This window comes from Joostella atrarenae (genome assembly GCF_021764745.1).
Lineage (GTDB): Bacteria > Bacteroidota > Bacteroidia > Flavobacteriales > Flavobacteriaceae > Galbibacter > Galbibacter atrarenae.
In genome coordinates, this window is record NZ_JAETXX010000002.1 from 95,165 (window position 1) to 119,449 (window position 24,285).

At 33.3% G+C, this 24,285-nt stretch carries 20 protein-coding genes; 6 read left to right on the top strand and 14 right to left on the bottom strand.

Annotated elements, in window-relative coordinates; all coding sequences use genetic code 11:
- Positions 1-9 precede the first annotated feature (9 nt).
- Entirely contained in the window at positions 10-846 is an 837-nt protein-coding gene (locus JM658_RS05060; RefSeq protein WP_236958155.1) for a sulfite exporter TauE/SafE family protein, read from the bottom strand.
- Between the two features lie 730 nt (positions 847-1,576).
- Between JM658_RS05060 and JM658_RS05065 the strand changes: the two genes are divergently transcribed.
- A complete protein-coding gene (locus JM658_RS05065) occupies positions 1,577-2,602 on the top strand; it encodes a TQO small subunit DoxD (RefSeq protein ID WP_236958156.1) in 1,026 nt (341 codons plus the stop codon).
- Between the two features lie 11 nt (positions 2,603-2,613).
- Entirely contained in the window at positions 2,614-3,048 is a 435-nt protein-coding gene (locus JM658_RS05070) for a sulfur reduction protein DsrE (RefSeq protein WP_236958157.1), read from the top strand.
- Positions 3,049-3,099: 51 nt separating this feature from the next.
- Here JM658_RS05070 and JM658_RS05075 read toward each other — a convergent pair whose 3' ends face one another.
- Genes JM658_RS05075 through epsC form a run of 3 tightly spaced genes read right to left on the bottom strand, consistent with a single transcriptional unit; the run spans position 3,100 to position 5,600 of the window.
- Positions 3,100-3,921 (bottom strand): sulfurtransferase, encoded by an 822-nt coding sequence (locus JM658_RS05075; RefSeq protein ID WP_236958158.1) that lies wholly within the window; start codon positions 3,919-3,921, stop codon positions 3,100-3,102.
- 10 nt (positions 3,922-3,931) lie between these two features.
- Positions 3,932-4,819: a cysteine synthase CysM gene (gene cysM / locus JM658_RS05080; protein ID WP_236958159.1), complete on the bottom strand. Its 888-nt coding sequence runs from the start codon at positions 4,817-4,819 to the stop codon at positions 3,932-3,934.
- A complete protein-coding gene (gene epsC, locus JM658_RS05085; protein WP_236958160.1) occupies positions 4,812-5,600 on the bottom strand; it encodes a serine O-acetyltransferase EpsC in 789 nt (262 codons plus the stop codon). Before epsC ends, cysM begins: the two co-directional genes overlap by 8 nt.
- A gap of 96 nt (positions 5,601-5,696) precedes the next feature.
- Here epsC and JM658_RS05090 point away from each other — a divergent pair, with 96 nt between their 5' ends.
- A complete protein-coding gene (locus JM658_RS05090) occupies positions 5,697-6,377 on the top strand; it encodes a DUF2461 domain-containing protein (protein WP_236958161.1) in 681 nt (226 codons plus the stop codon).
- Here the strand turns inward: JM658_RS05090 and JM658_RS05095 are convergent.
- Positions 6,374-6,820, bottom strand: a complete 447-nt coding sequence (locus JM658_RS05095; RefSeq protein WP_236958162.1) for a GreA/GreB family elongation factor — start codon at positions 6,818-6,820, stop codon at positions 6,374-6,376. The genes JM658_RS05090 and JM658_RS05095 overlap by 4 nt on opposite strands.
- A 160-nt stretch (positions 6,821-6,980) precedes the next feature.
- Positions 6,981-7,388 (bottom strand): glyoxalase, encoded by a 408-nt coding sequence (locus tag JM658_RS05100; RefSeq protein WP_236958163.1) that lies wholly within the window; start codon positions 7,386-7,388, stop codon positions 6,981-6,983.
- 146 nt (positions 7,389-7,534) lie between these two features.
- On the opposite strand from JM658_RS05100, the gene JM658_RS05105 reads away from it, so the two are divergent.
- Positions 7,535-8,887: an NAD-dependent succinate-semialdehyde dehydrogenase gene (locus JM658_RS05105; RefSeq protein ID WP_236958164.1), complete on the top strand. Its 1,353-nt coding sequence runs from the start codon at positions 7,535-7,537 to the stop codon at positions 8,885-8,887.
- Between the two features lie 53 nt (positions 8,888-8,940).
- Here the strand turns inward: JM658_RS05105 and JM658_RS05110 are convergent, their stop codons facing one another.
- On the bottom strand, positions 8,941-10,728 hold the full coding sequence (locus JM658_RS05110) for a RagB/SusD family nutrient uptake outer membrane protein (RefSeq protein ID WP_236958165.1): 1,788 nt from the start codon (positions 10,726-10,728) through the stop codon (positions 8,941-8,943).
- A gap of 26 nt (positions 10,729-10,754) precedes the next feature.
- A complete protein-coding gene (locus tag JM658_RS05115) occupies positions 10,755-13,964 on the bottom strand; it encodes a SusC/RagA family TonB-linked outer membrane protein (RefSeq protein ID WP_236958166.1) in 3,210 nt (1,069 codons plus the stop codon).
- 350 nt (positions 13,965-14,314) lie between these two features.
- Between JM658_RS05115 and JM658_RS05120 the strand changes: the two genes are divergently transcribed.
- Positions 14,315-15,211 (top strand): DUF72 domain-containing protein, encoded by an 897-nt coding sequence (locus JM658_RS05120; RefSeq protein ID WP_236958167.1) that lies wholly within the window; start codon positions 14,315-14,317, stop codon positions 15,209-15,211.
- A gap of 8 nt (positions 15,212-15,219) precedes the next feature.
- Here the strand turns inward: JM658_RS05120 and JM658_RS05125 are convergent, their stop codons facing one another.
- From JM658_RS05125 to JM658_RS05140, 4 genes are all read right to left on the bottom strand, one after another.
- Positions 15,220-16,518, bottom strand: coding sequence for a mechanosensitive ion channel family protein (locus tag JM658_RS05125; protein WP_236958168.1), 1,299 nt, complete (start codon positions 16,516-16,518; stop codon positions 15,220-15,222).
- 56 nt (positions 16,519-16,574) lie between these two features.
- Positions 16,575-18,824, bottom strand: a complete 2,250-nt coding sequence (locus JM658_RS05130) for a penicillin-binding protein 1A (protein ID WP_236958169.1) — start codon at positions 18,822-18,824, stop codon at positions 16,575-16,577.
- Positions 18,825-18,968: 144 nt separating this feature from the next.
- Positions 18,969-19,832, bottom strand: coding sequence for a sigma-70 family RNA polymerase sigma factor (locus tag JM658_RS05135; protein WP_236958170.1), 864 nt, complete (start codon positions 19,830-19,832; stop codon positions 18,969-18,971).
- Between the two features lie 215 nt (positions 19,833-20,047).
- The gene (locus tag JM658_RS05140) at positions 20,048-20,476 is read right to left on the bottom strand and encodes an FKBP-type peptidyl-prolyl cis-trans isomerase (RefSeq protein ID WP_236958171.1); all 429 of its coding nucleotides are present in this window, start codon (positions 20,474-20,476) and stop codon (positions 20,048-20,050) included.
- A gap of 261 nt (positions 20,477-20,737) precedes the next feature.
- Here JM658_RS05140 and JM658_RS05145 point away from each other — a divergent pair, with 261 nt between their 5' ends.
- On the top strand, positions 20,738-22,243 hold the full coding sequence (locus JM658_RS05145; RefSeq protein WP_236958172.1) for a DEAD/DEAH box helicase: 1,506 nt from the start codon (positions 20,738-20,740) through the stop codon (positions 22,241-22,243).
- A 139-nt stretch (positions 22,244-22,382) separates the two neighbouring features.
- Here JM658_RS05145 and JM658_RS05150 read toward each other — a convergent pair whose 3' ends face one another.
- Both JM658_RS05150 and JM658_RS05155 read right to left on the bottom strand, forming a co-directional pair.
- The gene (locus JM658_RS05150) at positions 22,383-23,060 is read right to left on the bottom strand and encodes a type 1 glutamine amidotransferase domain-containing protein (RefSeq protein ID WP_236958173.1); all 678 of its coding nucleotides are present in this window, start codon (positions 23,058-23,060) and stop codon (positions 22,383-22,385) included.
- 64 nt (positions 23,061-23,124) lie between these two features.
- Complete coding sequence (locus tag JM658_RS05155) at positions 23,125-24,285, bottom strand: iron-containing alcohol dehydrogenase (RefSeq protein WP_236958174.1); 1,161 nt, start codon at positions 24,283-24,285, stop codon at positions 23,125-23,127.

The following is a 24,285-nucleotide window of genomic DNA, read 5'->3' on the forward strand; positions in this document are numbered from 1 at the left end:
AAACGCTTTTTATTTTATAATAAAATTAGACATCATTACTAAAGCAGCAAGCACTAATCCCATTCCGATTAGCTTTTCGAGTGTTTTATTTTTCATTTTTAAATTTAACCGTTGTCCTCCTAATGCACCAGCTGCAAAGCCGAGCATAATTGGCCATGCTTTATCTAATTCAATATGGCCTAGCATAAAGTGGCTAAATGTACCCGTTGTGCTTGTAATAACAATCATAAATAGAGCAGTGGCTGTTGCTATTTTTGCTGGCATTTTAAAAACTTTTAGCATAATTGGAGTTTTTAAAAATCCGCCACCAATTCCAAACAGACCGGCTAATGTTCCTGCTAATAGCCCAAAAAACAAAACCATCCAAGCACTAAATCGGTAAGCTACATGGTTTCTTTTATTCTTAATAATATATCTAGGCTTGTATTTATTTAATCGGTAGAAAAACCCTCCATTTCCTTTTTTGTCTTTCTTCCCCTTTTTTAAGAAGAAAGAGATTCCGAGGAATAGCACTAATACAGCAAATAAAACTTCTAATCTTTCTGCTGAAATATAAGATAGTAGTAGACTTCCAATGACCACACCCAAAATGGTAGGGATTTCAAGGAGAATTCCCATTTTAAAATCGACATATCCTTCTTTTCTATTTAAATAAGTAGAAATTAAAGAAGAAGGAATGAGAGAGATCATAACTGATCCAACGGCAGTCGTTAGTGGAAAATGAAAAACAGTAATAAGTATGGGAACCATAAATATTCCACCACCAAAACCAACTACAGATCCAAACATGCTTATGGTGAAGCTGATTAAAATTAGAATAATAGTGATGATAATTGCTGTTTCCATGCGTTTTGATATAATATAAAGTTACAAATTTAAAGTATTTCTTTTGTAAGAAAATCTATTAACTAGATAGGGAATTTTAATAATCTCATCAGAATTAATTTAAAAGTAGATCTAAAAATTGAAACTTATAGATTATCATTTTGTGAATAGATTCTTAGATTAAGTGTTTTTTAACTTTCATTCTTATTTATAACTCTATTTTTGTAACCGTGATGTTAAAGAGTTTACACATAAAATGTGGAGTACATTATTTTGTGCTGATATTGCTAAGTATTTTATTACTAGCATCACCATGCGCTGCCAGAAATTCTATGCAGGATTTTGCAGGTATGAAAAAAACTTCTACGCTTAATAAAAGCAAAGCAACCAGTTTCTTTGGTGCGTGTACTGCAAATAATAAACTTTATAAAGTAGAGAAAGCCAAAGTAAAAAAAGATAAAATTTTTCTTTTTACGCGCAACTTCTTCAGGTTTTGTATGACGCCTTCTTTAGAGGTGTATCATAGTAAAAAACGTTATCTCTTTGTTCTATATAGCTATAACTACCTGGAGATTCCTATGTATATTTTGTATCGAAATATGAAAAACTTATCTCGCATAAACTATTATTGACTTACAGAAGATTTAGTTCTTCTAATGACTATTTAAATATTCTATTGTAAATGAATATCAGTCTTTGTAAGTGTATGTTTTATAGTTAGATAATATATTTTAATTCAAAATTTAATTCAATGAATAGAATTAGTAATCAGTCATTTTCTATGGCTGGACTTTTTACATTATCCCTACGTTTAGTAGTGGGATGGACATATTTTTCTGCCTTTTGGAGGCGATTAATTTTAAAGGACAAGCTAGATCCTGAGCTCCCTGGATATATAGGAGAAAAATTTAATCACTTTCTGCCAAACGCTTTAGGAATCAAGCCAATTATTCAATACTTAGTTGAGAATCCTGATCATTTATGGTTTGCAATGATGAGCTTTACTATTATAGAAGGTATTGTAGGACTTTTTATAATGTTTGGTTTATTTACTCGTGCGATGAGTGTAGGTGTTTTTGGATTAGCCATGGGAATTTTATTGGGTTCTGGGTGGATTGGGACTACATGTTTAGATGAGTGGCAAATTGGTGTTTTGGGAATTGCAACCGGGTTTACGTTGTTTTTAAGTGGTAGCGGATACTTTTCTTTAGACCGCTATATTATGAAAAATGAATTTTCAATTACTAAATGGAAGTATTGGAATTGGATTGGTTCCGGTAGCTTACCTATTAATCTTAATGTTTATAAGCGAATTGGACTAGTAGGAGCTATCATGATTTTATTTATGACTCTTTATACGAACCAATATTTTCATGGCGGACTTTGGGGGACATTGCATAATAAATCTGTAAAACCTAAAGTGGAGATTCTCGAGGCTTCCATAAAAGGATCACAATTGACATTTGATGTATATCGAGTGGAAGGGGTGGATGTTTACGGCTCTTTTTTAATAGGGATATCTGTAAAGGATCAAAAAGGGAATGATGTTTTTCATATAGATGGAGAAACATTAGCGGCACTAGAAAACGATCAGATAGATAATTTTTATATCGCTAAGGTGAAGCCAGGTAAACATAGTTTAATAATTCCTTTAGGAGCCAAAGCAACCATAAACTTAAATAATAACAAATTCAATCAACTTCCAAAAGGAGATTATACACTAGTACTTACAGATATTAGTGGAGTTACTTGGAAAAAAGAATTAAAAATAAAATAAAATAAAATAAAATGAAAAGAATGAAAAGAATGGTAAAATTTTTAGGATTGATAATAATGCTAGCCTTTGTGGGTAATGTAGTAAATGCACAAGAGGGACAAAAAGATGATTTTAATAACTATTTTGTTTTAACTAGAAAATTAGAACAATTAAAGCCGATTGCTTTAGCAGCCAAAGAGCTAAAGATTGAAGACGGTAGTGATTATGGAGAGTTTCATGTAGTTATTTGCGGTAAAGTAGTTGAGCAATTAGTAGACAAAGAACTTATGAAATCATATTTAGACTTGTTATCAGAAAATGGTGTTCATGTTTTTGCTTGTGGATTTTCATTGAAGAAGTTTAATTTAAAAGAAAGGAAATTAGTCAAGGGGATTGATGTTGTAGAAAATGGAATTCTATATGCATTTCAAGTTCAAAAAAAGGGATTTTTAAATGTGAGTTTATAATCAAAAAAAAAGAGACTGATTTTTACCAGTCTCTTTTTACTATATGCTGAATTATTTTAAAAGCCCTTCTAATGTAGCCCATTCCGTCCATGAACCGTCATAAATAGTTTTTTTACAGCTAATAATATTCTCGGAGGCTAAAAGTAAAATGCATGCTGTAATTCCAGAACCACATGAAAAAACTAATTCTGAAGGATTCATTTCAATAATATCTTTAAAAACAAGTTTTAATTCGGTGTCTGTTTTAAAACACCCGTTTTTTAATACTTCAGTGTATGGAATATTTATGGAATTTGGAATATGACCACTTTTTAACTCCTTACGAGGATCTTCCTCAGTATTATTGAATCTTCCTTTCGATCTAGCATCAACTGTGATTATATTTTCAGAAGAAATATGTTTTTTTATAAAATCATGCTTCCTAATAGCATCTATACTTGGTAAATCTATTTTAAAATTACTGGATTTTATTGTTGTATTATAGTTGTTGACGATATTATATCCGTCGGCAATCCATTTCGTAAGGCCTCCATCTAATATATATACATTATTAATGCCTATAGTTTTAAACATCCACCAAATTCTAGGGCTTGTATAAATGCCAGTCTTATCATAAATAACAATAGTGCTGTCTTTCTGAATTCCGAGTTCTCTACATCCTTTTTCGAACTGTTCTATGGATGGAAATGTGCTCGTAAATTTAGCCTCTAAATCACTAAACTTATTTTTTATGTCAAAATACTGAGCATTTTTTATGCATTTTCCTTCGAGTCCCTTAGGAACTTTAGCTGGAAATGTAGCATCGAGGGTAATCAAATTAGGATCGTTTATGCTCTTAGCTAACCACGTTGTGGAAACAATATTTTTATTCAAAATTAAGGTATTAATCAAATAGATCTGAAGAAAGGTAACGATCTCCACGGTCACAGATAATAGCTACAATAACTCCTTTATCAATAGTTTCTGTTAGTTTTAATGCTGCTGTAACTGCGCCACCGCTACTCATACCAGAAAACACACCTTCTTTTTTAGCAAGTTCTTTGGCCATATTTCTAGCATCTTCTTCGCTAACTTCAATTACTTGATCTACTTTTTTAGGATTGAATATTTTAGGTAGATAAGCTTCTGGCCATTTTCGGATACCAGGAATTTTTGAGTTATCTGTAGGCTGTACACCTACAATTTGCACCTGATGATTTTTTTCTTTTAAATATGTAGAAGTCCCCATTATAGTTCCTGTTGTTCCCATTGAAGAAACAAAATGTGTAATTTCTCCATCAGTATCTCGCCATATTTCTGGTCCTGTAGTTTTATAATGAGCTTTCCAGTTGTCATCATTTCCAAACTGATTAAGCATAACATAGCCTTCATTTTTAACTTTGTTTTCTGCATAATCTCTAGAGCCTTCGATACCAACATCGGCAGAAGTAAGGGTTAGTTTTGCTCCATAAGCACGCATAGTCTGAATCCGTTCTTTAGTAGAATTCTCTGGCATTACAAGCTCTAAATCTAAATGAAATAGGCTCGCAATCATCGCAAGTGCAATACCTGTATTTCCACTTGTTGCTTCTATTAATTTTGTGTTTTCAGAAATATCACCTCTTTCTAAAGCACTTTTAATCATATTATATGCAGGACGGTCTTTTACGCTCCCCCCAGGATTATTACCTTCTAACTTTAGTAAAAGTTTTACACCGGGTTTATTCAAAAGTACTTTAGCTTCCACTAAAGGAGTGTTTCCTATTTGGTCTAATATAGAAGTACTATTCATTAGTAACAGTTTTAATTTTAATATCTGGAGTATGAGAAACTATCGAATTTGCAGGAATGGATTTTGTAAGCCAAACGTTCCCTCCAATAATACTATTCTCTCCAATAACAGTATTTCCTCCTAAAATAGTAGCATTTGCATAAATGGTTACATTATTTTCAATAGTAGGATGTCTTTTTGTGTGTTGTAAATTTTTAGCAACATATAAAGCTCCAAGAGTTACCCCTTGGTAAATTCTAACATGTTCTTTTATAATGGCAGTTTCTCCAATAACAATTCCTGTAGCATGATCTATAAAAAAAGATTTTCCAATTACAGCGCCAGGATTGATATCTACACCGGTAAGCCTATGTGCATACTCGGTCATAAGTCTTGGAACCAAAGGGAAACCAACATCATAAAGCTCGTGGGCTAATCTATATATTGCAATTGCATAAAATCCAGGGTAACATAAGTATACTTCTTCTTGAGAAAGTGCAGCAGGATCATCTTCAACAAATGCCTTAGCGTCAAGATTTAGTAGTTCTAATATATGCGGTAATTTTGCGGTGTAATTTTCCCAAACTTTAGCGCAAGGTTTTTCCACATCCCAACAAGCTAGGTCTACCAATTCTTCAAAAGTAACCTCTAGCTTTTTCATATTTTCAGCTACAGGGGTTTCAGCATCAAAAAGCGTATAGAAAAGTAGGTCTGTAAACTTTTCTGCTGTTTCTTTTAATCTGAACTTTAGATTGGGTTGTTGTTTATGTTTTTCGATACTATCAACAATTGGATTTCCCATTACAATTTCTTTTTAAATCAAAATTAAGAATAAATATAGCCAAAGCATATTCAATTTGTATAACTTTATCAGAGTATAACAAAACAGTTAAGTCGTATGTCGGATACTCACATTTCATCTTCCGTGTATAATTTTTTAAATAAGTTAAAAAAGAATAATAATAGGGAGTGGTTTAATGAGCATAAAAAGGAATTTAAACAAGAAGAACAGAAGGTAAAGTCTTTTTACATTGACCTGATGTCAAAATTAAGGATGCATGATGAAATAGATGACATGAAGATGTTTCGTATTTATAGAGATGTTCGTTTTTCTGCAAACAAGCAACCTTATAAAGAACATTTGTCTGGAACGTTTAGTAGGGTGAAACCAAGATTAAGAGGAGGCTATTATTTACATATAGAGCCAGGAAATACTTTTTTGGCCTGTGGATTTTGGGCTCCTGAAAAAGATGATTTAAAGCGTATTCGAAAGGAGTTTGAATTGGATGCTGAAGAAATCCGAGAGATAATAAACAATCCTAATTTTAAAAAGGAGTTTGGAGCGTTAGAGGGAGAAGAGCTTAAAACAGCTCCAAGAGGCTTTGATAAAGAACATTCTGCTATAGATTTAATAAAGAAAAAGCAATATATAGTTACTAAGAACTTTACTGATAAAGAAGCAATGTCTCCTGGTTTTATAGATAAAGTAGACGAATCGTTTAAAACAGTTCGCCCATTTTTTGATTATATGAGCGATGTTTTAACGACAGATCTTAACGGTGTATCTACCTTAGATTAGTGTATTTTAAGTATTTGGAAGCTATTTGTATTAAAAGTAATAGTATCACCTACTTTCTTGTCTAATAATAACTGTCCAACAGGAGCTTCTTTAGATATCGCAAAGTATATGGTGTCGTCTAATGTTATTTTACCTAAAGGAATCGATAGAAAGAAATTACCATTGCTACATTCTACTAAGCTTCCTTGTTTTACAGTATCGTTGGACTGAAAAATATCAACTTGCTTTAATTTAGCCTTTAAAGAGTTTGCTTCTTCTAAGTATTCTAGAGTTTTTGTAAAGTTACTTCCGTACCCACTACCACTGCTGCCTTCATCTTCATCTCCTTTGGTTCTGTCTTCATTTTCTACAGACTCCTTTATGATGTTTATTTCAGCTCTGTAACGCTCTATTCTTTCATTTAAAGTGGTTAGGCACTTTCTATATAGTTGTTCTTTTAGCATTATTTATTATTATGATGTTGTAGTGTAAAAATAATAAATAATGATTTTAATTTGCAGGAAAGAATACTATAATCATATAGTTTTTTTCTGAAATAAAAGCATATAATCTAGCTCCTCAAAAGGATTATTTAAGGAGCTAGATAGCTTATGAATTGTTTAATTAAACAAGGACTTCGTTTTCTAAAAGCTGAATTTGATCTTTTAAGCGCTCTACAACAATGTTCATCATACGTTTATTTAAAGCAGATGAATTTTCAATGTAGATATTGTATTCATCAACAGTAAACTGACCTATAACCATCCCTTTTAGGGAATTTCTAAACTTGATATCTTTTTGAATTGCATTTTCAATGTATTGAAATCGCTTTTCTAGCGTATAGGTAAAAAAAATACCCTTGTGTTTTTGGGCATAATTTTTAAAAGCTTCTATTAATAAATCGTTCTGTAATTTGATAATGGGTCTTAACGTAGCGTTTTGAAATCGCTCATCTTTGCTCATTGTATCATAGATAATTGCTGATGGAATTTCTGGACGTACACTGAGTAAATCCGCTGTTCTAGTGTCCATAATAAAGAAGTTTTCTTAAAGATATAAATTTATAGAGCGCTATAATTTGGGATTCAAGGATAGTTTTCAACTATCTTATAAACAAATAACATTCTTTTATGAATAGAAAAATATTCAAATTGGTAACTTAGTAAAAAACATAAATAATGATATATTCCATAAATCCATATACTGAAGAGAAAATTTATAGTTTCACTCCTTTAACATCTAGTGAGGTTTCTGATAAAATTGATGCTGCAGATTCTGTCTACAGAGATTGGAAGGAAACATCTTTTGAAGAGCGTGCAGAATTAATGAAGCAAGCTGCGGCAATATTGAGAGACCGAAAGAAAATTTATGGAGAAGTGATTTCTAAAGAAATGGGGAAACCTATTACTCAAGCAATTGCTGAGGTAGAGAAATGTGCATGGGTTTGTGAGTATTATGCTGAAAACACTGTAGATTTTTTAGCTGATGAGATTATAGATACAGATGCTCAGAAAAGTTATGTCTCTTATGAACCTCTTGGTGTTCTTCTAGCGGTGATGCCATGGAATTATCCATTTTGGCAAGTATTTAGATTTGCTGCTCCGGCATTAATGGCTGGGAATGCAGCTGTTTTAAAACACGCATCTTCTGTGATGCAAAGTGCAAATAATATACAGGAGGTATTTGAAGATGCAGGTTTTCCTATTGGACTTTTTCAGAATCTGGTTATTGGAAGTGATGCGGTGTCGGAAGTTATAAAGAATAAAAAAATAAAAGCAGTTACTTTAACAGGAAGTAAGCCTGCCGGAAGTGCTGTAGCTGGCACAGCAGCGAAAGAGATTAAAAAAGCAGTATTGGAACTCGGTGGGAGTAATGCTTTTATTGTTTTGGACGATGCAGATTTGGATAAAGCTGTTGAGGTTGGTGTAAATGCACGCTATCAAAATACTGGTCAGAGTTGTATTGCTGCCAAGAGGTTGTTATTACATGAGAAAGTTGCGGATGCATATTTAGAAAAATATGTGGCAAAAGTTAAGGAACTTAAAAGTGGGGATCCATTAGATGAAAATACATATATAGGCGTCATGGCTCGAGAAGGCTTAGCAAAAGATATAGAAAAGCAGGTGAATGATTCTGTAGAAATGGGAGGGAAGCTTTTAATAGGCGGTAAGCGTAATGGAGCATATTACCCTCCAACTATTGTTGCTGATGTAACAGATGGCATGCCAGTTTTTAATGAAGAGACTTTTGGTCCTGTAATTGGTGTACGAACATTTAAAACAATAGCTGAAGCGATAGAGATCTCTAATAACTCTGAATTTGGTTTAGGGGTTTCCCTTTTTACAGAAAATATTGATAAAGCATTAGAGATAGCTCCTAAATTTGAAGAGGGAGCAGTATTTATTAATGAATTGGTGAAATCGGACCCTAGATTGCCATTTGGGGGGATTAAAACATCAGGTTTTGGAAGAGAGTTAAGTAGTTTTGGTATTAGGGAATTTATAAATGTAAAAACGGTATATGTAAAATAAATAAAGCCTCCTAAATTTAGGAGGCTTTAAAATTATAAGCGGATTATTAAATATTAATATCCAGGATTTTGTGTTAAAGTAGGTTGTCCACTTTCATCGATACTTAAATCAATTTGCGCTTGTGGAATAGGGTAGTATTCACTTTTTCCAGGAATAAATTTCCCTCCACGAACATCAGTAGTAATACTACCTTGATATGCAAAGTAAGCATTTAAGGTTTTTTCAGCTGTTCCCCAACGTACTAAATCGAAGAAGCGGTGTCCTTCCATAGCTAATTCTAATTTTCTTTCGAAATAAATAGCTTTAAGAGCGTCTTCTTTTGATCCGAATTGCGCCATTGTATAGTCGCTAATATTGTAATTAGCAGCGTATGTATTTGGATCGAATCCAGCAAGAGGATCACTTTCATCAATATATTCTTTTAAGAACCCATCTGGATTGGCAGCTCTTTCTCTTACTCGGTTTACATACCCCATAGCAACAGAAAGGCTTCCAGTTTGTGCTTCTGCTTCTGCAGCCATTAGTAGTACATCAGCAAAACGAATAATATGAACATTAATAGCTGTTCCAGGAGCCCAAGATGTCTGATCAGCATATAAATCTTGTGTTGCTTGCCAATAAATGTTTTTCTTAGGAGCATAAGGTCCACCATAAGCTTGATCTCTTACCCATGCAGCACCAGGATGATCTCCCCAATCATGAAAAGGAACACCTCTACGTCCAGCCGTCCAATCTAATCTAGGATCTAGCGATCCTGTGTATGGAGTAAAGCTTTCATTAGCGCCAATCCCCATATCATTTTTAACCGGATTCTGATTAAAATTATCTAAATCTGGTAATCCAGTAGTTTCATCAGTTTTATAAGAGTTTACGAGGTCTTGTGTAGGTTGTAAAAATCCGCAACATCTAAATGGACTGTTGTATGGAAAGTTTAATTTACCACCTTGATTGGAGTTGGTAATGTTACCAGTCCCATCATTAGCAACCATTTGAATGTCAAACACTGTCTCTGCATTGTTCTCTGTAGCAGCGTCAAAATTATCTTTAAAATTGGCTACTAGATCGTACTTAACTCCGCCAGAATTTACACCCATGTTTATTACATCAGTAAAAATAGCTTTAGCTTCTGTAAATTTCTTCTGATAAAGATATGCTTTCCCTAAATATGCAGCTGCCGCCCATTTATTTGCTCTTGCAAACTCTCCTTGCGTTGCAGGTAAGTTATCGTAAGCAAATTGAAAGTCAGCTTCAATCATAGGCCAGATATCTTGATCATTCGGTTGCTTTGGATTTTCTGTAGTTTCATCTATCCAAGGAACCATATTGAACATTTTTTTAAGTTCAAAATAATAATGACCTCTTAAAAAACGTGCTTGTCCAGCTAGGTTTTTTCTATCAGCATCAGAAATATCATCTGCAGCATTTATGAGTTTTAAAGTATTATTACATCTAGTAACTCCTTCATAAGAAGCATTCCATTTTGAATTAAAGAATCCATTAGAAGGGTCAGAGGTAAACTTTGCTATAGGGTCGATGGCGGATTGATCCCCTCCAAAACTTCCTTTACTAGCAGTACCTCCAGCAACAGCTCCGTAGATCCAATTATCAGGAGCGGCTTCCCATGGATTTCCTCCTCCAAGAGAACCGTCATTTCTTTGTCCATCTAATGCCCCGTATGCTCCAATTAGAAGCTTTTCAATACCAGGCTGATTTGCAACAACATCTTCACTAAGTGCACCCAATGCAGGTTGGTCTAGAAAACTATCTGCGCATGAGCCAAAAAGCATGAGGAGTGTAATAATAGGTGCGTAGATGCGTCCTATCTCTTTTATAACTTTCATATATATAAATTTTTTAGATTTCATGATTAAAATATTACGTTAAGACCTAATAAAAGTTGTCTTTGATTAGGGTAAGCCCCTTCATCAATACCAAAATTCACCGTACCTCCAGAAATCTCAGGATCCAATCCAGAATAATTTGTAATGGTAAAGGCATTTACAACTTGCGTGTATAACCTTAGCTTAGTGATATTCATTTTCTCTAACAGCGAAGAAGGTAATGTATATCCTAATTGGATTTGACGTGCTCTTAAATAAGAACCATCTTCAACGAAGTATGAATTAGGAACACCAGCTGTACTAAATGAACCTGTAGTTTCCTGAATAGGAGCAGATGCATTTGTATTTTGCGGCGTCCAAGAGTCGTATAAAGCTGTTTTACTTTTAGCTCCTTGGAAAGAACTGTTGAAGTCTGTCCACCAACGTACATTGTTCCATATATCATTTCCGTGTGACCCATATAAAAACATACTAAAATCTAAGTTTTTATAGATAAGTTCGATGTTAATACCGTATGTAAAATCTGGATTTGGATTTCCGATAAATGTACGGTCATCTTTGTTCACAATATTATCACCATTAATATCAGCATATCTAAATCTACCAACCGCAACATCGTTTTGGTAATTTGTATCTGGATTTCCAGTAGCAGCTACTGCAGCTGCATTAGCTTGATCTATTTCGTCTTGTGTATCCCAGAAACCTTCAATTTGGTATCCAAAAAATTGACTTACAGAATGTCCTACTTGGTTTCTTATAAGGTTGTTCCCAGGAAAACGCCGACTTTCTCTGTCAAAATAGTTTTGACCATCAGATACTTTTGTGATTTCGTTATCATAAGTAGTGAGTGTAAAAGAAGTATTTAATCTAAGTTCATTACCGATTTTAAAATAGGTAGATAAATCTAAATCAAAACCACTATTTGTCATTTCAGCAACATTTGCAAAAGGAACCGTTGCGGAACCAACTGTACCTGGTAAATCAGGATTGTATAAAAGGTCTTCGATATCTTTTCTATAATAGTCAGCAGTAAGTTGAACAGTATTATTGAATAAAGTTAAATCGATACCGATATTTGAATTGATATTTTTCTCCCATCCAGCGTTTGGATTACCAATTCTAGATTGTTGGAATCCTTCAGCAATAGAACCATTACTTCCTGAGATAGGGTAGTAAGAAGTTCTATTATTCCCACCAAAAGTAGTAAATGCATTCTCTGGAGCAACGTTAAGCTGATTCCCCATAATACCGTAACCTCCTCTAATTTTGAAATCATTTAACCAGTTACTTTCTGGGAAGAAATTTTCATTTGTAACATTCCATCCAGCACTTACTGCAGGGAACCATCCGTATTGGTCGTTTAAGAATCTAGACGATCCATCACGACGAATCGTACCACTTATTAAATAGCGGTCATCAAAATTATAATCTACTCTACTAAAGAAAGAAGATAAGGCATCTGCATATTTAAAACTATAGTTAGTTTGCGTACCCGAACCTGTAGTTAATGTTACGTAATCTGGATCAAAAGAGAAATAGTCTAACATTGTTCCACCAACTTCTCTTCCTTTATTCTGATAGGCCTCTGTACCTACTAAAACAGTTAGATTGTGTTTGTCATTGAAACTGTTTTGATACTTAACAGTGTTTGTCCATGTCCAGTTGAAATTCGTTGCTGCAGCTTCTGTGTATGAGTTCGTTGGATTATTTTCAGCATTTTCATATTCAGGAAACTGAAAAGAATTAAAGCTATTAGAATAATACTGTCCTCCAAAACTAGTTCTAAAAGTAAAATGCTTTAGAAAGTCTATTTCAGCAAAGATATTTCCGAAAACTCTAGAAGAGACACCTCTATTATTTTTAATTCTATCTTGAATTGCAACAGGGTTTCTAGCATTACCTAATTCTTGTCCAAAAGAACCTGCAAAATTACCCATAATATCATAAACAGGTATAATTGGTTGTTGTCTAAAGGCCATACCGATAGCACTTCCTTCTGTTAGCGCATCAATTTGTGGATTGTCACGAATGGTAAAACTCATGTTTTCTCCAATTCTTACATTTTCTCCTAAATTATACGTTGCGTTGGCACGAATCGTATATCTTTTTAGATATGTATTTTCTAAAGTACCTTCTTGATCAAAATAGTTTAAAGAGAATAAGTAGCTTCCTTTATCGGTACCATTACTAACAGATAAGTTATGACTGGTAATACTAGCTGGGCTAAATATTTCTTGGAACCAATTTGTACCTTCTTTATTAGCTTCTACGATACGATAAAAATTACCTAAATCATCAGAATTTGTATAATTAGGATTTACATTGTAAAGCGATTCATCTACACTATTAACTCCTTCAGGAGCAATATAGTTTGGTAATACAGGATTTGCACCGTTTCCGTATTGAGCGCTAGAAGGAGCTTTTCCTGGATTTGTGTTACGCTGCGCTTGGAAATTTAACTCAGCCATTTCTTGTGGGTTAAGAATATTCCAAGGGTTTCCTTTTTGCACCAATTGCATTCCGTAATAGGTGTCGTAAGTAACCTTCATTTTTCCCTTACCTTTTTTAGTAGTAATAATAATTACACCATTAGCGGCACGAGAGCCATAAATAGAAGCAGAAGCAGCATCTTTTAGTACTTGCATTGTTTCTACATCATTTGGGTTTAAATCACCAATACCATCAGTAGGAATTCCATCTACAACATATAGAGGTGTATTATTACCAAAAGTATTTGCACCACGAATTTTTACTTGAGGAGCTTCCCCTGGTTGTCCACCACCAGTAATGGTAACCCCAGAAACTCTACCTTGAAGCTGACTTGTAACTTCGGCAGTGGGTTGTTGTACTAGTTCATCTGTTTTAACAACAGAAATAGCACCTGTTAAATCTTGTTTACGTTGCGTACCGTAACCAACCACCACAATTTCATCAAGTGCAGTAACATCTTGAGAAAGTGTAGCATTAATAGTTGTTTGTCCATCTACAGGGATTTCTTTATTCTGAAACCCTATGTAGGAAAAAGTAAGAGTAGCATCACTACTTACAGTAATAGAATAGTTTCCATCAAAGTCTGTAGTGGTACCATTGGTACTTCCTTTTTCGATGACGTTAGCTCCAGGAATTGGTGTTCCTGTTTCTGCATCGATAACAGTACCTGTAACTTGTTGTTGATCTTCTGATTTTTCATCAATCAGGTTCCCTTTGTTAGCATAAATACTTACACTGAAGAGCATGAGTATTAAAGGGAAAAATAGCTTTTTGAAAGTTGTCAAATAGTTTTTCACACATTTAATTTTGGTTAAACAATAGTTAGTTTTATTATGTTAATTAAATCATAATATGGATAAATGTAGCTAAAAAATATTCATTTTGTAAAAATTTTATGTGATATTTTATCAAATTAATGATTAGTGGTATTGATAATTAGCAATGTTTCAATGGAAAATTTTCGTACGTAAATTTTCTGCTAAGTATTAATGAAATATTAATAGAAAATTAATGAAACACTATTTGATAAATTTTAAAGATGATTGTATTGATCGCTATTAGTATCTTTAATGATTTTATAATAAATAATTAGTTTATGAAGTTTGGTAAAGTAGAAAATCCTGAAAACGTAGATTTTAGTCTAAAAGAAGATCACCCTAAAACGGCGATAACGTTATCCAAAAACCGCATAAATAATACTGCTGTAAATGTGCATGTTGGATGTGCAAAATGGAATAAGCAAGATCTTAAGAATTTTTATCCTCGTGGAACAAAAGATGAGCTTATTTATTATGCAACACAGTTTAATTCTATTGAAATGAACTCTACATTTTATAGGAATTTCCCAATAGCACAATTTGAGAAGTGGCATGATAAAGTCCCGGCTGACTTTAAGTTTTTCCCTAAAGTGAATCAGATGGTGAGTCACATGAAAAGATTGATTGATTTTGAGAGGTATTTACCTGAATATTTGGATGGTGTTGTTCATTTTAAAGAAAAGTTAGGAACGATATTTTTACAAATGCATAATAACTTTGGACCAAAGAATTTTGATAGAGTAGTGTCGTTTATTGAATATTGGCCAAAAGAGCTGCCATTAGCGGTTGAGTTTAGGCATACAGATTGGTTTAATGATGAAGTAGTTGCAAATGAATTGTATAGCTTATTAGAGGAAAACAATGTTGCAAATGTATTGGTTGATACTGCGGGAAGAAGAGATTTAATGCATATGAGATTAACAAATAATGAAGCATTTATAAGATATGTTGGAGCCAATCATCCAAGTGATTATGACCGATTGGATAGTTGGGTACAAAGATTAAAGAAATGGCAATCGGAGGGATTGTCTAATATTAACTTTTTTGTACATCAGAACTTAGAAGAGGCATCTCCTTTATTATCAGCATATTTTATCAAAAAGCTTAATAAAGAGTTGGGCACAGAATTAATTATTCCAAAAACAAAAGACGATGCGCTGCCAACTCTATTCTAAGTTTAGAATTACTTATTTACTTTGTTATCAAATCCTGTAAACCTATTAATATCAGAACCAGAAGGAGCTTCAAAAATCTCTAAGTCGAAATGAGGAACTGCTGCTATGATGTGCTCAAAAATATCGGCCATTATGCGCTCATAGTTTTCCCATCTTTTATCACTAGAAAAGACATATATCTCAATAGGAATTCCTTGCGGAGTAGGAGCTAGATGGCGTGCCATCATAAGCATATCTTTATTAGTAGCAGAATGATTCTGCAAGTATAAATCGCAGTACTTTCTAAAGATTCCAAGATTGGTTTGATTTCTTCCGTTAACGATATTTTGTTCTTTATCGTAACCTTGATCTTTATTGAACTTATTGATATCTTTTTGACGATGGTCTATATATTGTTTTATAGCTTGAATACTGTTATATTTTTCAAGGTCTTCAGAAGTAAGAAACTTAACGCTAGAAGCCTTTAAGAAGATAGCTCTTTTTATACGTCTACCGCCACTTTCTTGCATACCTCTCCAGTTTTTAAAGGAGTCGGATATAAGCGCATAAGTTGGAATTGTGGTAATAGTATAATCAAAATTCCTAACTTTTACAGTAGCAAGGTTTATTTCGACAACATCACCATCTGCATCATATTTTTCCATTGTAATCCAGTCTCCAATACGAACCATGTCGTTAGCTGAAGTTTGGATACTCGCTACAAAACCTAATATAGTATCTCGAAATATTAATAGTAAAATAGCAGAAGCGGCTCCTAATGTAGTTAAGAATTTTGCTATTGAAAGTCCTGTTAATTCAGAAAAAATAAAAAGTAAACCAAAGAACCAAATAAAAATAATGACTACTTGTGCATAGCTATCCAAAGGTTTGTCATAAAAACGATCTGTAGTCCTAAGATAATTCTTTGTAGTTCTTACAATACTTCGCAATATAAAAACTACTAATAATATTAAGTATATATCTGTAGCTTTAGTAAAGAAAACTAGCAGCCCATGATAGTCTGTAAACACATAGGGAATTACATTCTTAATAAATATAAAGGGAGCTATGTGTGCGATGTATTTAGGGAAGTTACTTTTTACCAAGAAATCATCAAAAGTAGTTTTACTTTTATTGGTAAATGCTAAAAAGAATTTTACCACAAAAGTTCTAATGATAATATCAAGTAAATAAACTATAGCTGTAACGACTAAAATATTTGCGATCAGATTTAGCTTTTGGGCGGTACCAATAGCATAATCATGGTCTATTAACCAGTCGTGGATATAGCAACTTAAGCGAGATATTAATTCTTGATTTTCTTCCATAGGAGATTTATATACGATACAAAGTTACTTTAAAAAATAGAGAGTAAATTTAATTATTACCTAGTTTTAAACTTTTTACTTTTCTTTTTATTTGGATTAGAGAATAATCGCTTAAAAAAGCCATCTCGCTTTTCTGGATTACAGTCTAAACTTTCTAAAATTTCTTTTGAAGGAGTATCGAATTTAGCTTGTGTAATGGAACTTAATTTACTGTTGTTATTCATTTTTTGCATCCATCTACCAAAAATAGGAAGTGCGGCATTTGCACCTTGTCCCATTGCAGTTGTTTTAAAACCAATTTGATGATTATCTAAACCGACCCAAGTTACACTCACCAAATTTGGAGTGATACCAACAAACCAAGCATCTTTATTATTTTGTGTAGTTCCTGTTTTTCCAGCAATATCATTTTTTAATCCATAGCTATTTCGGAGTCTAGTGGCAGTACCGCTATTTATTGTAGACTTCATCATTTCCAGCATTACTTCTCTAGTTGTATCCGAGAATGCTTTCTCATTTTTATCCTCCCGTTTATTTTCCATCAGAATATTTCCTTTATCATCTTCAATTTTATTGATGAAAAATGGATTCGTAGGAACGCTATTATTAACGTATGTTGTGTAAGCTTTAGCCATTTCCATAAGGGTTACTTCTGCTGTTCCAAGTGCCAAAGAAGGAACCTCTGGAAGGGTAGTGGTAACTCCCATTTTCTGGGCTTGTAATATGGTATTTTTAATACCAGCTTTCTCCAATACTTTTACGGCAATGGTATTTATAGAATTACTCAAAGCATGCTGCATTGAATAATTCATATATTCCTCTTCGTCATCATTACCAGCATTTTTTGGTTCCCACCCTTTCATATTTTCGTATGCTACAGGTTCGACGGAAAAATAGGTGCAAGGGGAAATACCATTTTCTAGGGCGGCAGTATATACAATAGGTTTAAATGTAGATCCAACCTGTCTCTTACTTTGTATTACATGGTCATATTTAAAAAACTCATAATCAATCCCTCCGATCCATGATTTTAGTGCTCCATTTTTTGGATTAATAGCTACAAAACCACAATTAAGAAATTTTAAATAATGTTGAATACTATCTATTGTACTGAGATTTTCTTTTGAAATTCCTTCCCAATTAAATACAGAGACCTCTTTCTTTTTCTGAAGGGAGTCTATAATTTGGTCATCTTCTAAACCTTTAGCTTTAAGTTTTTTGTAAGCGATGTTTTTTTCAATTTCAGGTTTAAGAATAGCCTCATCAATTAACCAAGGAGCATTTTCACCATAACTATCTTCAAATTGATTTTGAAGTTTACTTAAATGCTCTTTTACAGACTCTTCAGCTAATTGCTGCATGTCATAGTTTATAGTAGTATAAATTTTAAGTCCGTCGGTATAAAAATTTATGGCTGTATCCTTTTTTTCATTATAATCTTTAAGCCAATCTTTTAAGTAAAGACGTACTTGTTCTCTAAAATAAGGAGCAATCCCTTCATTGTAGCTATATTCTTGAATAGATAGTTTTAAAGAATCTTTAATAAGTGTATCATAAGCTTCTTCGTTTATATATTCATAATTTTTCATCTGGCTCAATACAACATCTCTACGGAGTTTACTGCGCTCTGGAAATAACTTCGGATTGTAATAATAAGTAGCCTTTAAGGACCCAATTAGGGTAGCTGCTTCTGGAGTTGTTAAATTCGCAGTAGATTTATTAAAGAAATGTTTTGAAGCACTTTCAATTCCATACGTATTATCGCTAAAAGGCACAGTATTTAAATAATGCAATAGAATCTCATCTTTAGAATAGACATCTTCTAGTCTTTTTGCGATTATAGATTCTCGAAGTTTATGAACGATAATTCCTAAAGAACCAAGGTTTTTTCGGGGATATAAATTTTTTGCGAGTTGCTGTGTAATTGTACTTCCGCCACCAGAAGATTTATCTTGAAGCAATATAGATTTAAAGAATACACGTAGTAAACTTCTATTATCCACACCATTGTGCTCATAAAAACGAGCATCTTCTGTAGCTACCAACGCATTAATTAAGTTTTTTGGAATACTATCAAAAGGAATAGGTTGTCTGTCGTTTATATATATCTTTCCGAGTAATTGTCCGTCATCGGCTAGAATCTCTGTAGCTTGATCAAGTTTTAGATCCGATAATTCTTCTTCAGAAGGCATATGTCCCCAGGCGCCAAGGTATACACTAATTACAAAAATTATGAAAAGAGCAATTATACTTCCAAAAGCAATTAATAGTTGCTTTTTATATTTTTTAAGGTAGGTTTTTATCATAATAACAAACAAACAAAAATATTAGTCAAAGTATGGTTAAAGGACTATTAAATCTGAATAGCCAAAATCATACAATCGTACTATTTATACGAAAAAAAATCCCGCTTGGATGAAGCGGGATTTAATTATTATATAGATTAGGTATTATCCTAAATACATTTTTAAGATTTTACTTCTTGAATTATGTCTTAATCTTCTAATTCCTTTTTCTCGAATTTGTCTTACACGTTCTCTTGTTAAGTCGAAAACATCACCAATTTCTTCAAGTGTCATTGGTTGTTGGTCTCCAATTCCGTAGTTTAAGCGAATCACATCAGCTTCACGAGTGGTAAGCGTTTCTAAAGCTCTATTTATCTCAATATTAAGTGAGTCATGAAGAAGTTGTAAATCTGGTGTCGGAGATTCTCCAGAGCGAACAACATCATATAAATTTGATGTTTCTCCTTCTTTAAGTGGAGCATCCATAGAAAGATGTCTCCCAGAGTTACGCATAGATTGCTTAACATCTTTAACCGTCATTTCAAGCTCTTTTGCAATTTCTTCTGCAGATGGAGCTCTTTCATGTTCTTGTTCTAAGAAAGAATATGCTTTATTGATTTTATTTATAGAGCCAATCTTATTAAGTGGCAACCTTACAATTCGAGACTGTTCTGCAAGCGCTTGAAGTATAGACTGACGAATCCACCATACGGCATAAGATATAAACTTAAAACCACGGGTTTCATCAAATCTTTTAGCAGCTTTTACAAGTCCTAAATTCCCTTCATTAATAAGGTCAGGAAGTTTAAGTCCTTGATTTTGATATTGTTTTGCTACTGAAACAACAAAACGCAGATTTGCCTTAGTCAACTTTTCCAAAGCAATTTGATCACCTTCTCTAATCCGTTGTGCCAATTCTACCTCTTCATCGGCTGTAATCATATCAATTTTACTAATATCCTGAAGATACTTATCTAATGATTTAGATTCACGGTTGGTTACCTGCTTTATTATCTTAAGTTGTCTCATATATTTTCTCTATATTTTTGATGCGAACTCCATTAGTAACACTTTTTTTTCACAAAAGCAAATTATATCGTGTCTTAATTCGTTTTACGTCAGTATTTTGGCTTAATTTTAAGAATTTAGTGGTTTTGGAGGTGATTTTTGCGATTTTATTCTAAAAAAAAGTGCCTGAGAATTATTTCATCTCAGGCACCATAAATATTTTAGAAACTATAAAATTACTTAATTTCTAGTACTTCTATTTCAAATGTAAGGTCTTTTCCTGCCAATGGGTGGTTTGCATCAACAACGATAGAATCGTCTTTTACATCTGCAACTACTAATTGGATTTCTCTACCATCTGGAGTACGAGAAACAAGTCCCATACCTTTTTGTGGTTCGATATCTTCTGGAAGCTCCTTTTTAGGAATCTCTTGAAGTAATTCTTCTCTAACTTCACCGTATGCTTCAGAAGATGGAATATTGATAGTCTTTTTTTCGTTAACCGCCATATTTAAAATTCCATTTTCAAACCCAGGGATTAATTGTCCTTCACCAAGAGTAAACTCTAAAGGCTCTCTCTCTAATGAACTATCGAAAACTTGACCGTCTTCTAATTTTCCTGTGTAATGAACTTTAACTGTGTCGTTTTCCTTTACTTGACTCATATAAAAATTTTAATTGCGTTTGTATTATGTTACAAACCTTAGTTTTTACTTAAGCAGCGAAACTACAGTAAAATTCTGGAAGCGCAATAGTAATTATGTTAAGGATTGTTTAAAAGGTTTATAATCAGAAGTTTTAATATGAAACGTGTATAAATAAGAGGTTTCTTTGTTAATCTTGTGTTTATCCTGGCCTAAAATTTCAATTTAACCATAAAACTAGCTAAATTTGCACGTTTAACCATTTACCATAATTATAAAAGCATGCTAGCGATTGAAGAAGTAGAAAAAAAGGAGCTTTACGATTATCAAAAAGGGGCTATAGACAAGATTTTTGATCGTATAGAGAATAAACCTAATAATTATCATCTTTTATATCAACTACCAACAGGTGGGGGAAAGACGGTTATTTTTTCTGAAATAGTAAGAAGATATATTCAGGAATATAAGAAAAAGGTTGTTGTTCTTACGCATAGAATTGAGTTAAGCAAGCAGACCTCAAAGATGTTACGTGGCTTTAATGTTAAGAACAAGGTTATTAATAGCAAGGTAAAGGAGCTCCCAGATCAAGGAGAATATATGTGCTTTGTTGCTATGGTAGAAACTCTTAAAAACAGGCTTAATGATAATAAGCTGGAAATAGAGGACGTAGGACTTGTTATTATTGATGAGGCACATTATAACTCTTTTAGAAAATTACTTTCTTATTTTAAGAATAGTTTTATTCTTGGGGTTACTGCTACGCCATTAAGTTCGAATATTAAACTTCCTATGAAGGATAATTATAATGAACTTATAATTGGAGAAGCTATAAAAACATTAATAAACAAAGGGTTTTTGGCGAATGCTGAAACTTTCTCTTATGATGTAGGTTTAGGAACATTAAAAGTTGGTATTAACGGAGATTATACCGTTAAATCTTCTGAAGCCTTGTACTCAAATTTAGAGATGCAAGAGAAACTTTTATATGCCTATGAGCAAAAATCTAAAGGAAAGAAAACCCTTATCTTTAATAACGGGATTAATACATCTTGGTATGTTTATGAAATGTTTAGAGAAGCGGGTTATCCTGTTAGGCATTTAGATAATACACATAGTAATAAGGACAGAAAAGAGATTTTAAAGTGGTTTAAAAATACTCCAGATGCTATTTTAAGCTCGGTAAGTATATTAACTACAGGTTTTGATGAACCTTCTGTTGAAACAATTGTTCTAAACAGAGCAACACGTTCTCTAACCTTATATTTCCAAATGATTGGGCGTGGATCCCGAGTTTTAGATGGAAAAAATAAGTTTACAGTATTAGATCTTGGTAATAACGTAGCTCGTTTTGGACTATGGAGTGAACCAGTAGATTGGCAACATATCTTTAAATATCCAGATTTTTATCTTGAAAATATTAAGGATGATGAGGAGATAGAAAGTAATTTTGTTTACGAGATGCCTTCAGAACTCCGTAAGAAATTTGCTAAAACTGAAGATGTGACTTTCAATATTGAAGATTTCTATGATGAAACAATAAAGAAAGGAATGCGCTCAAAAACAATTTTAGAGAAATCTTTAAAGCAACATACAGAAATGTGTGTTGATAATAGTGAAGATGCTTACGATGCTAGAATGCTAGCCATGGAATTAAAAGATGATATTGATAGTAGAATAAAGCGTTATTCACATTGTATAAGTAAAAGTACTAAGAACTATCGCGATTGGTTGGCTGAAGATTATTTCAGAAAACTACGTATGAATATTGTAAAAGAATATCAGTCGTAAATAAAGGCGTTGTGGAAATGTAATATTCACAATGTTTAAACTAAGATTGAGACTTTAAATAATATGCTTATTACATAGTATAAGCACAAAAAAAATAGGCTGCCTTTTCTGGCAGCCTATTTTTTGTTATAAATCTATATTATTTCAAACTAGCTAATAATTTTTCAGCTACTAGCTCAGAAGAGGCTGGATTCTGACCAGTAATAAGATTTCCGTCCTGAAGTGCATACGCAGCCCAATCGTCTTTTTTAGAATAGATTCCGCCATTCTTAGCTAGCATATCTTCAACTAAAAACGGAACTACATCTGTTAATTGTACCGCTTCTTCTTCTGTATTAGTAAAGCCTGTTACTTTTTTACCTTTAACTAATGGATTTCCATCTTCTCCTTTTACATTTTTTAATGCACCAGGCGCATGGCAAACAAATGCTATCGGTTTGTTTTGAGAATTGAATTTTTCGATCAATTCAATAGAAGTAGTGTCGTTAGCTAAATCCCATAACGGACCGTGACCACCAGGGTAAAATACAGCGTCAAAATCATTTGGATTCATTTTAGCTAATACTTTTGTATTTGCAATTCTTTTTTGGGCTTCTTCATCTTTATCAAAACGTTTTGTAGCTTCGGTAGCAGCGTCTGGAGAGTCACTACTTGGATCTATTGGCGCAGCACCTCCTTTTGGCGTTGCTATTGTAATATCTACTCCTTTATCTAATAATGTATAATAAGGATTGGCAAATTCTTCTACCCAAAATCCTGTTTTCTTTCCTGTGTCTCCTAATTTATCGTGAGATGTTAATACAAATAATACTTTCATTTTTTTCTTTTTATAGTTTTTTCTCTTCTGAAATTCTTTCAGAAATAATAGCATTGAAAATGAATTAGTAGGCCATTTTCACAATCTTTTCAACCTTATCAGGAGTAAGCGATTGATGCTCTCCTAATCCTAACCAACCGCGATCTGTAAAACGTTTTGCGATCTCCTCTGCGGTACCTTCATAATCTTTAGTGTAATCAGACAATTTTGTTTCGATCCCCAATTGATGGAAAAAAGTTTCTGTCTTTTCGATGGCAACATAAGCTTTATCATCTGTACTACCATCTGTTATATTCCAAACACGCTCGGCATACTGCGCTAATTTTTCCTTTTTAGCTTCAAAATTATATTTATAATGACTAGGGGTAATTACTGCCAAAGTACGTGCATGATCAATACCAAATAGTGCTGTTAATTCATGACCCATTGCATGCACAGCCCAATCGGTAGGAACTCCTTTTTGAATCAGCCCATTTAATGCCATTGTGCAGCTCCACATAAAGTTGGATGTTGCTTTATAATCTGTAGGGTCTTCTAATACTTTTGGAGCAACTTCCAATAAAGTCTGTAAGATGCTTTCTGCAAAACGATCTTGGAGTAAGGCTCCAATAGGATACGTCATGTATTGCTCTAAAACGTGCGTAAAAGCATCTGTTAAACCATTTGCTAACTGACGTTTAGGAATAGAAGAAATTACTTGGGGATCTAGTATTGAAAACTCTGGAAATAACCCAGGGCCACCCATAGCAAGCTTTTCTTTAGTTTCTTCTCGAGTAATTACTGCTCCAGAATTCATCTCAGAACCTGTTGCTGGAAGCGTCAAGACTGTACCGAAAGGCATTCCTTTTTCTGTTCTAATTTTATTGGATAAAATGTCCCATGGCGTATCTCCATTATACAATGCAGCGGCAGATAAAAATTTAGTTCCATCAATAACAGAACCTCCTCCAACAGCTAGTAAGTAAGTAATGTTTTCATCCTTAATAATTTTAAGGGCTTTCATTAGAATGCTGTATTCTGGATTTGCAGGAATTCCTCCAAATTCTATTACCTCAAGATTAGATAATGCCTTTTTTACTTGCTCATAGATTCCATTTTTCTTGATACTTCCGCCGCCATAAAGCATTAATACTTTTGCATCTTCTGGAATCTCTGTATTTAATTTTTCTATAGTGTCCTTTCCAAAAATTATTTTGGTAGGGTTCTTAAATTCAAAATTATTCAT

Excerpts from the sequence above, each read along its gene's own strand:
- JM658_RS05120 (WP_236958167.1), top strand. The coding sequence starts at position 14,315 with ATGAAGTTTGGTAAAGTAGAAAATCCTGAAAACGTAGATTTTAGTCTA.
- JM658_RS05130 (WP_236958169.1), bottom strand. The coding sequence starts at position 18,824 with ATGATAAAAACCTACCTTAAAAAATATAAAAAGCAACTATTAATTGCT.
- JM658_RS05090 (WP_236958161.1), top strand. The coding sequence starts at position 5,697 with ATGTCGGATACTCACATTTCATCTTCCGTGTATAATTTTTTAAATAAG.
- JM658_RS05065 (WP_236958156.1), top strand. The coding sequence starts at position 1,577 with ATGAATAGAATTAGTAATCAGTCATTTTCTATGGCTGGACTTTTTACA.
- epsC (WP_236958160.1), bottom strand. The coding sequence starts at position 5,600 with ATGGGAAATCCAATTGTTGATAGTATCGAAAAACATAAACAACAACCC.
- JM658_RS05100 (WP_236958163.1), bottom strand. The coding sequence starts at position 7,388 with ATGGACACTAGAACAGCGGATTTACTCAGTGTACGTCCAGAAATTCCA.
- JM658_RS05135 (WP_236958170.1), bottom strand. The coding sequence starts at position 19,832 with ATGAGACAACTTAAGATAATAAAGCAGGTAACCAACCGTGAATCTAAA.
- JM658_RS05110 (WP_236958165.1), bottom strand. The coding sequence starts at position 10,728 with ATGAAAGTTATAAAAGAGATAGGACGCATCTACGCACCTATTATTACA.
- JM658_RS05115 (WP_236958166.1), bottom strand. The coding sequence starts at position 13,964 with ATGCTCTTCAGTGTAAGTATTTATGCTAACAAAGGGAACCTGATTGAT.
- JM658_RS05145 (WP_236958172.1), top strand. The coding sequence starts at position 20,738 with ATGCTAGCGATTGAAGAAGTAGAAAAAAAGGAGCTTTACGATTATCAA.
- JM658_RS05095 (WP_236958162.1), bottom strand. The coding sequence starts at position 6,820 with ATGCTAAAAGAACAACTATATAGAAAGTGCCTAACCACTTTAAATGAA.
- JM658_RS05125 (WP_236958168.1), bottom strand. The coding sequence starts at position 16,518 with ATGGAAGAAAATCAAGAATTAATATCTCGCTTAAGTTGCTATATCCAC.
- JM658_RS05150 (WP_236958173.1), bottom strand. The coding sequence starts at position 23,060 with ATGAAAGTATTATTTGTATTAACATCTCACGATAAATTAGGAGACACA.
- cysM (WP_236958159.1), bottom strand. The coding sequence starts at position 4,819 with ATGAATAGTACTTCTATATTAGACCAAATAGGAAACACTCCTTTAGTG.
- JM658_RS05070 (WP_236958157.1), top strand. The coding sequence starts at position 2,614 with ATGAAAAGAATGAAAAGAATGGTAAAATTTTTAGGATTGATAATAATG.
- JM658_RS05060 (WP_236958155.1), bottom strand. The coding sequence starts at position 846 with ATGGAAACAGCAATTATCATCACTATTATTCTAATTTTAATCAGCTTC.
- JM658_RS05155 (WP_236958174.1), bottom strand. The coding sequence starts at position 24,285 with ATGAATAATTTTGAATTTAAGAACCCTACCAAAATAATTTTTGGAAAG.
- JM658_RS05105 (WP_236958164.1), top strand. The coding sequence starts at position 7,535 with ATGATATATTCCATAAATCCATATACTGAAGAGAAAATTTATAGTTTC.
- JM658_RS05140 (WP_236958171.1), bottom strand. The coding sequence starts at position 20,476 with ATGAGTCAAGTAAAGGAAAACGACACAGTTAAAGTTCATTACACAGGA.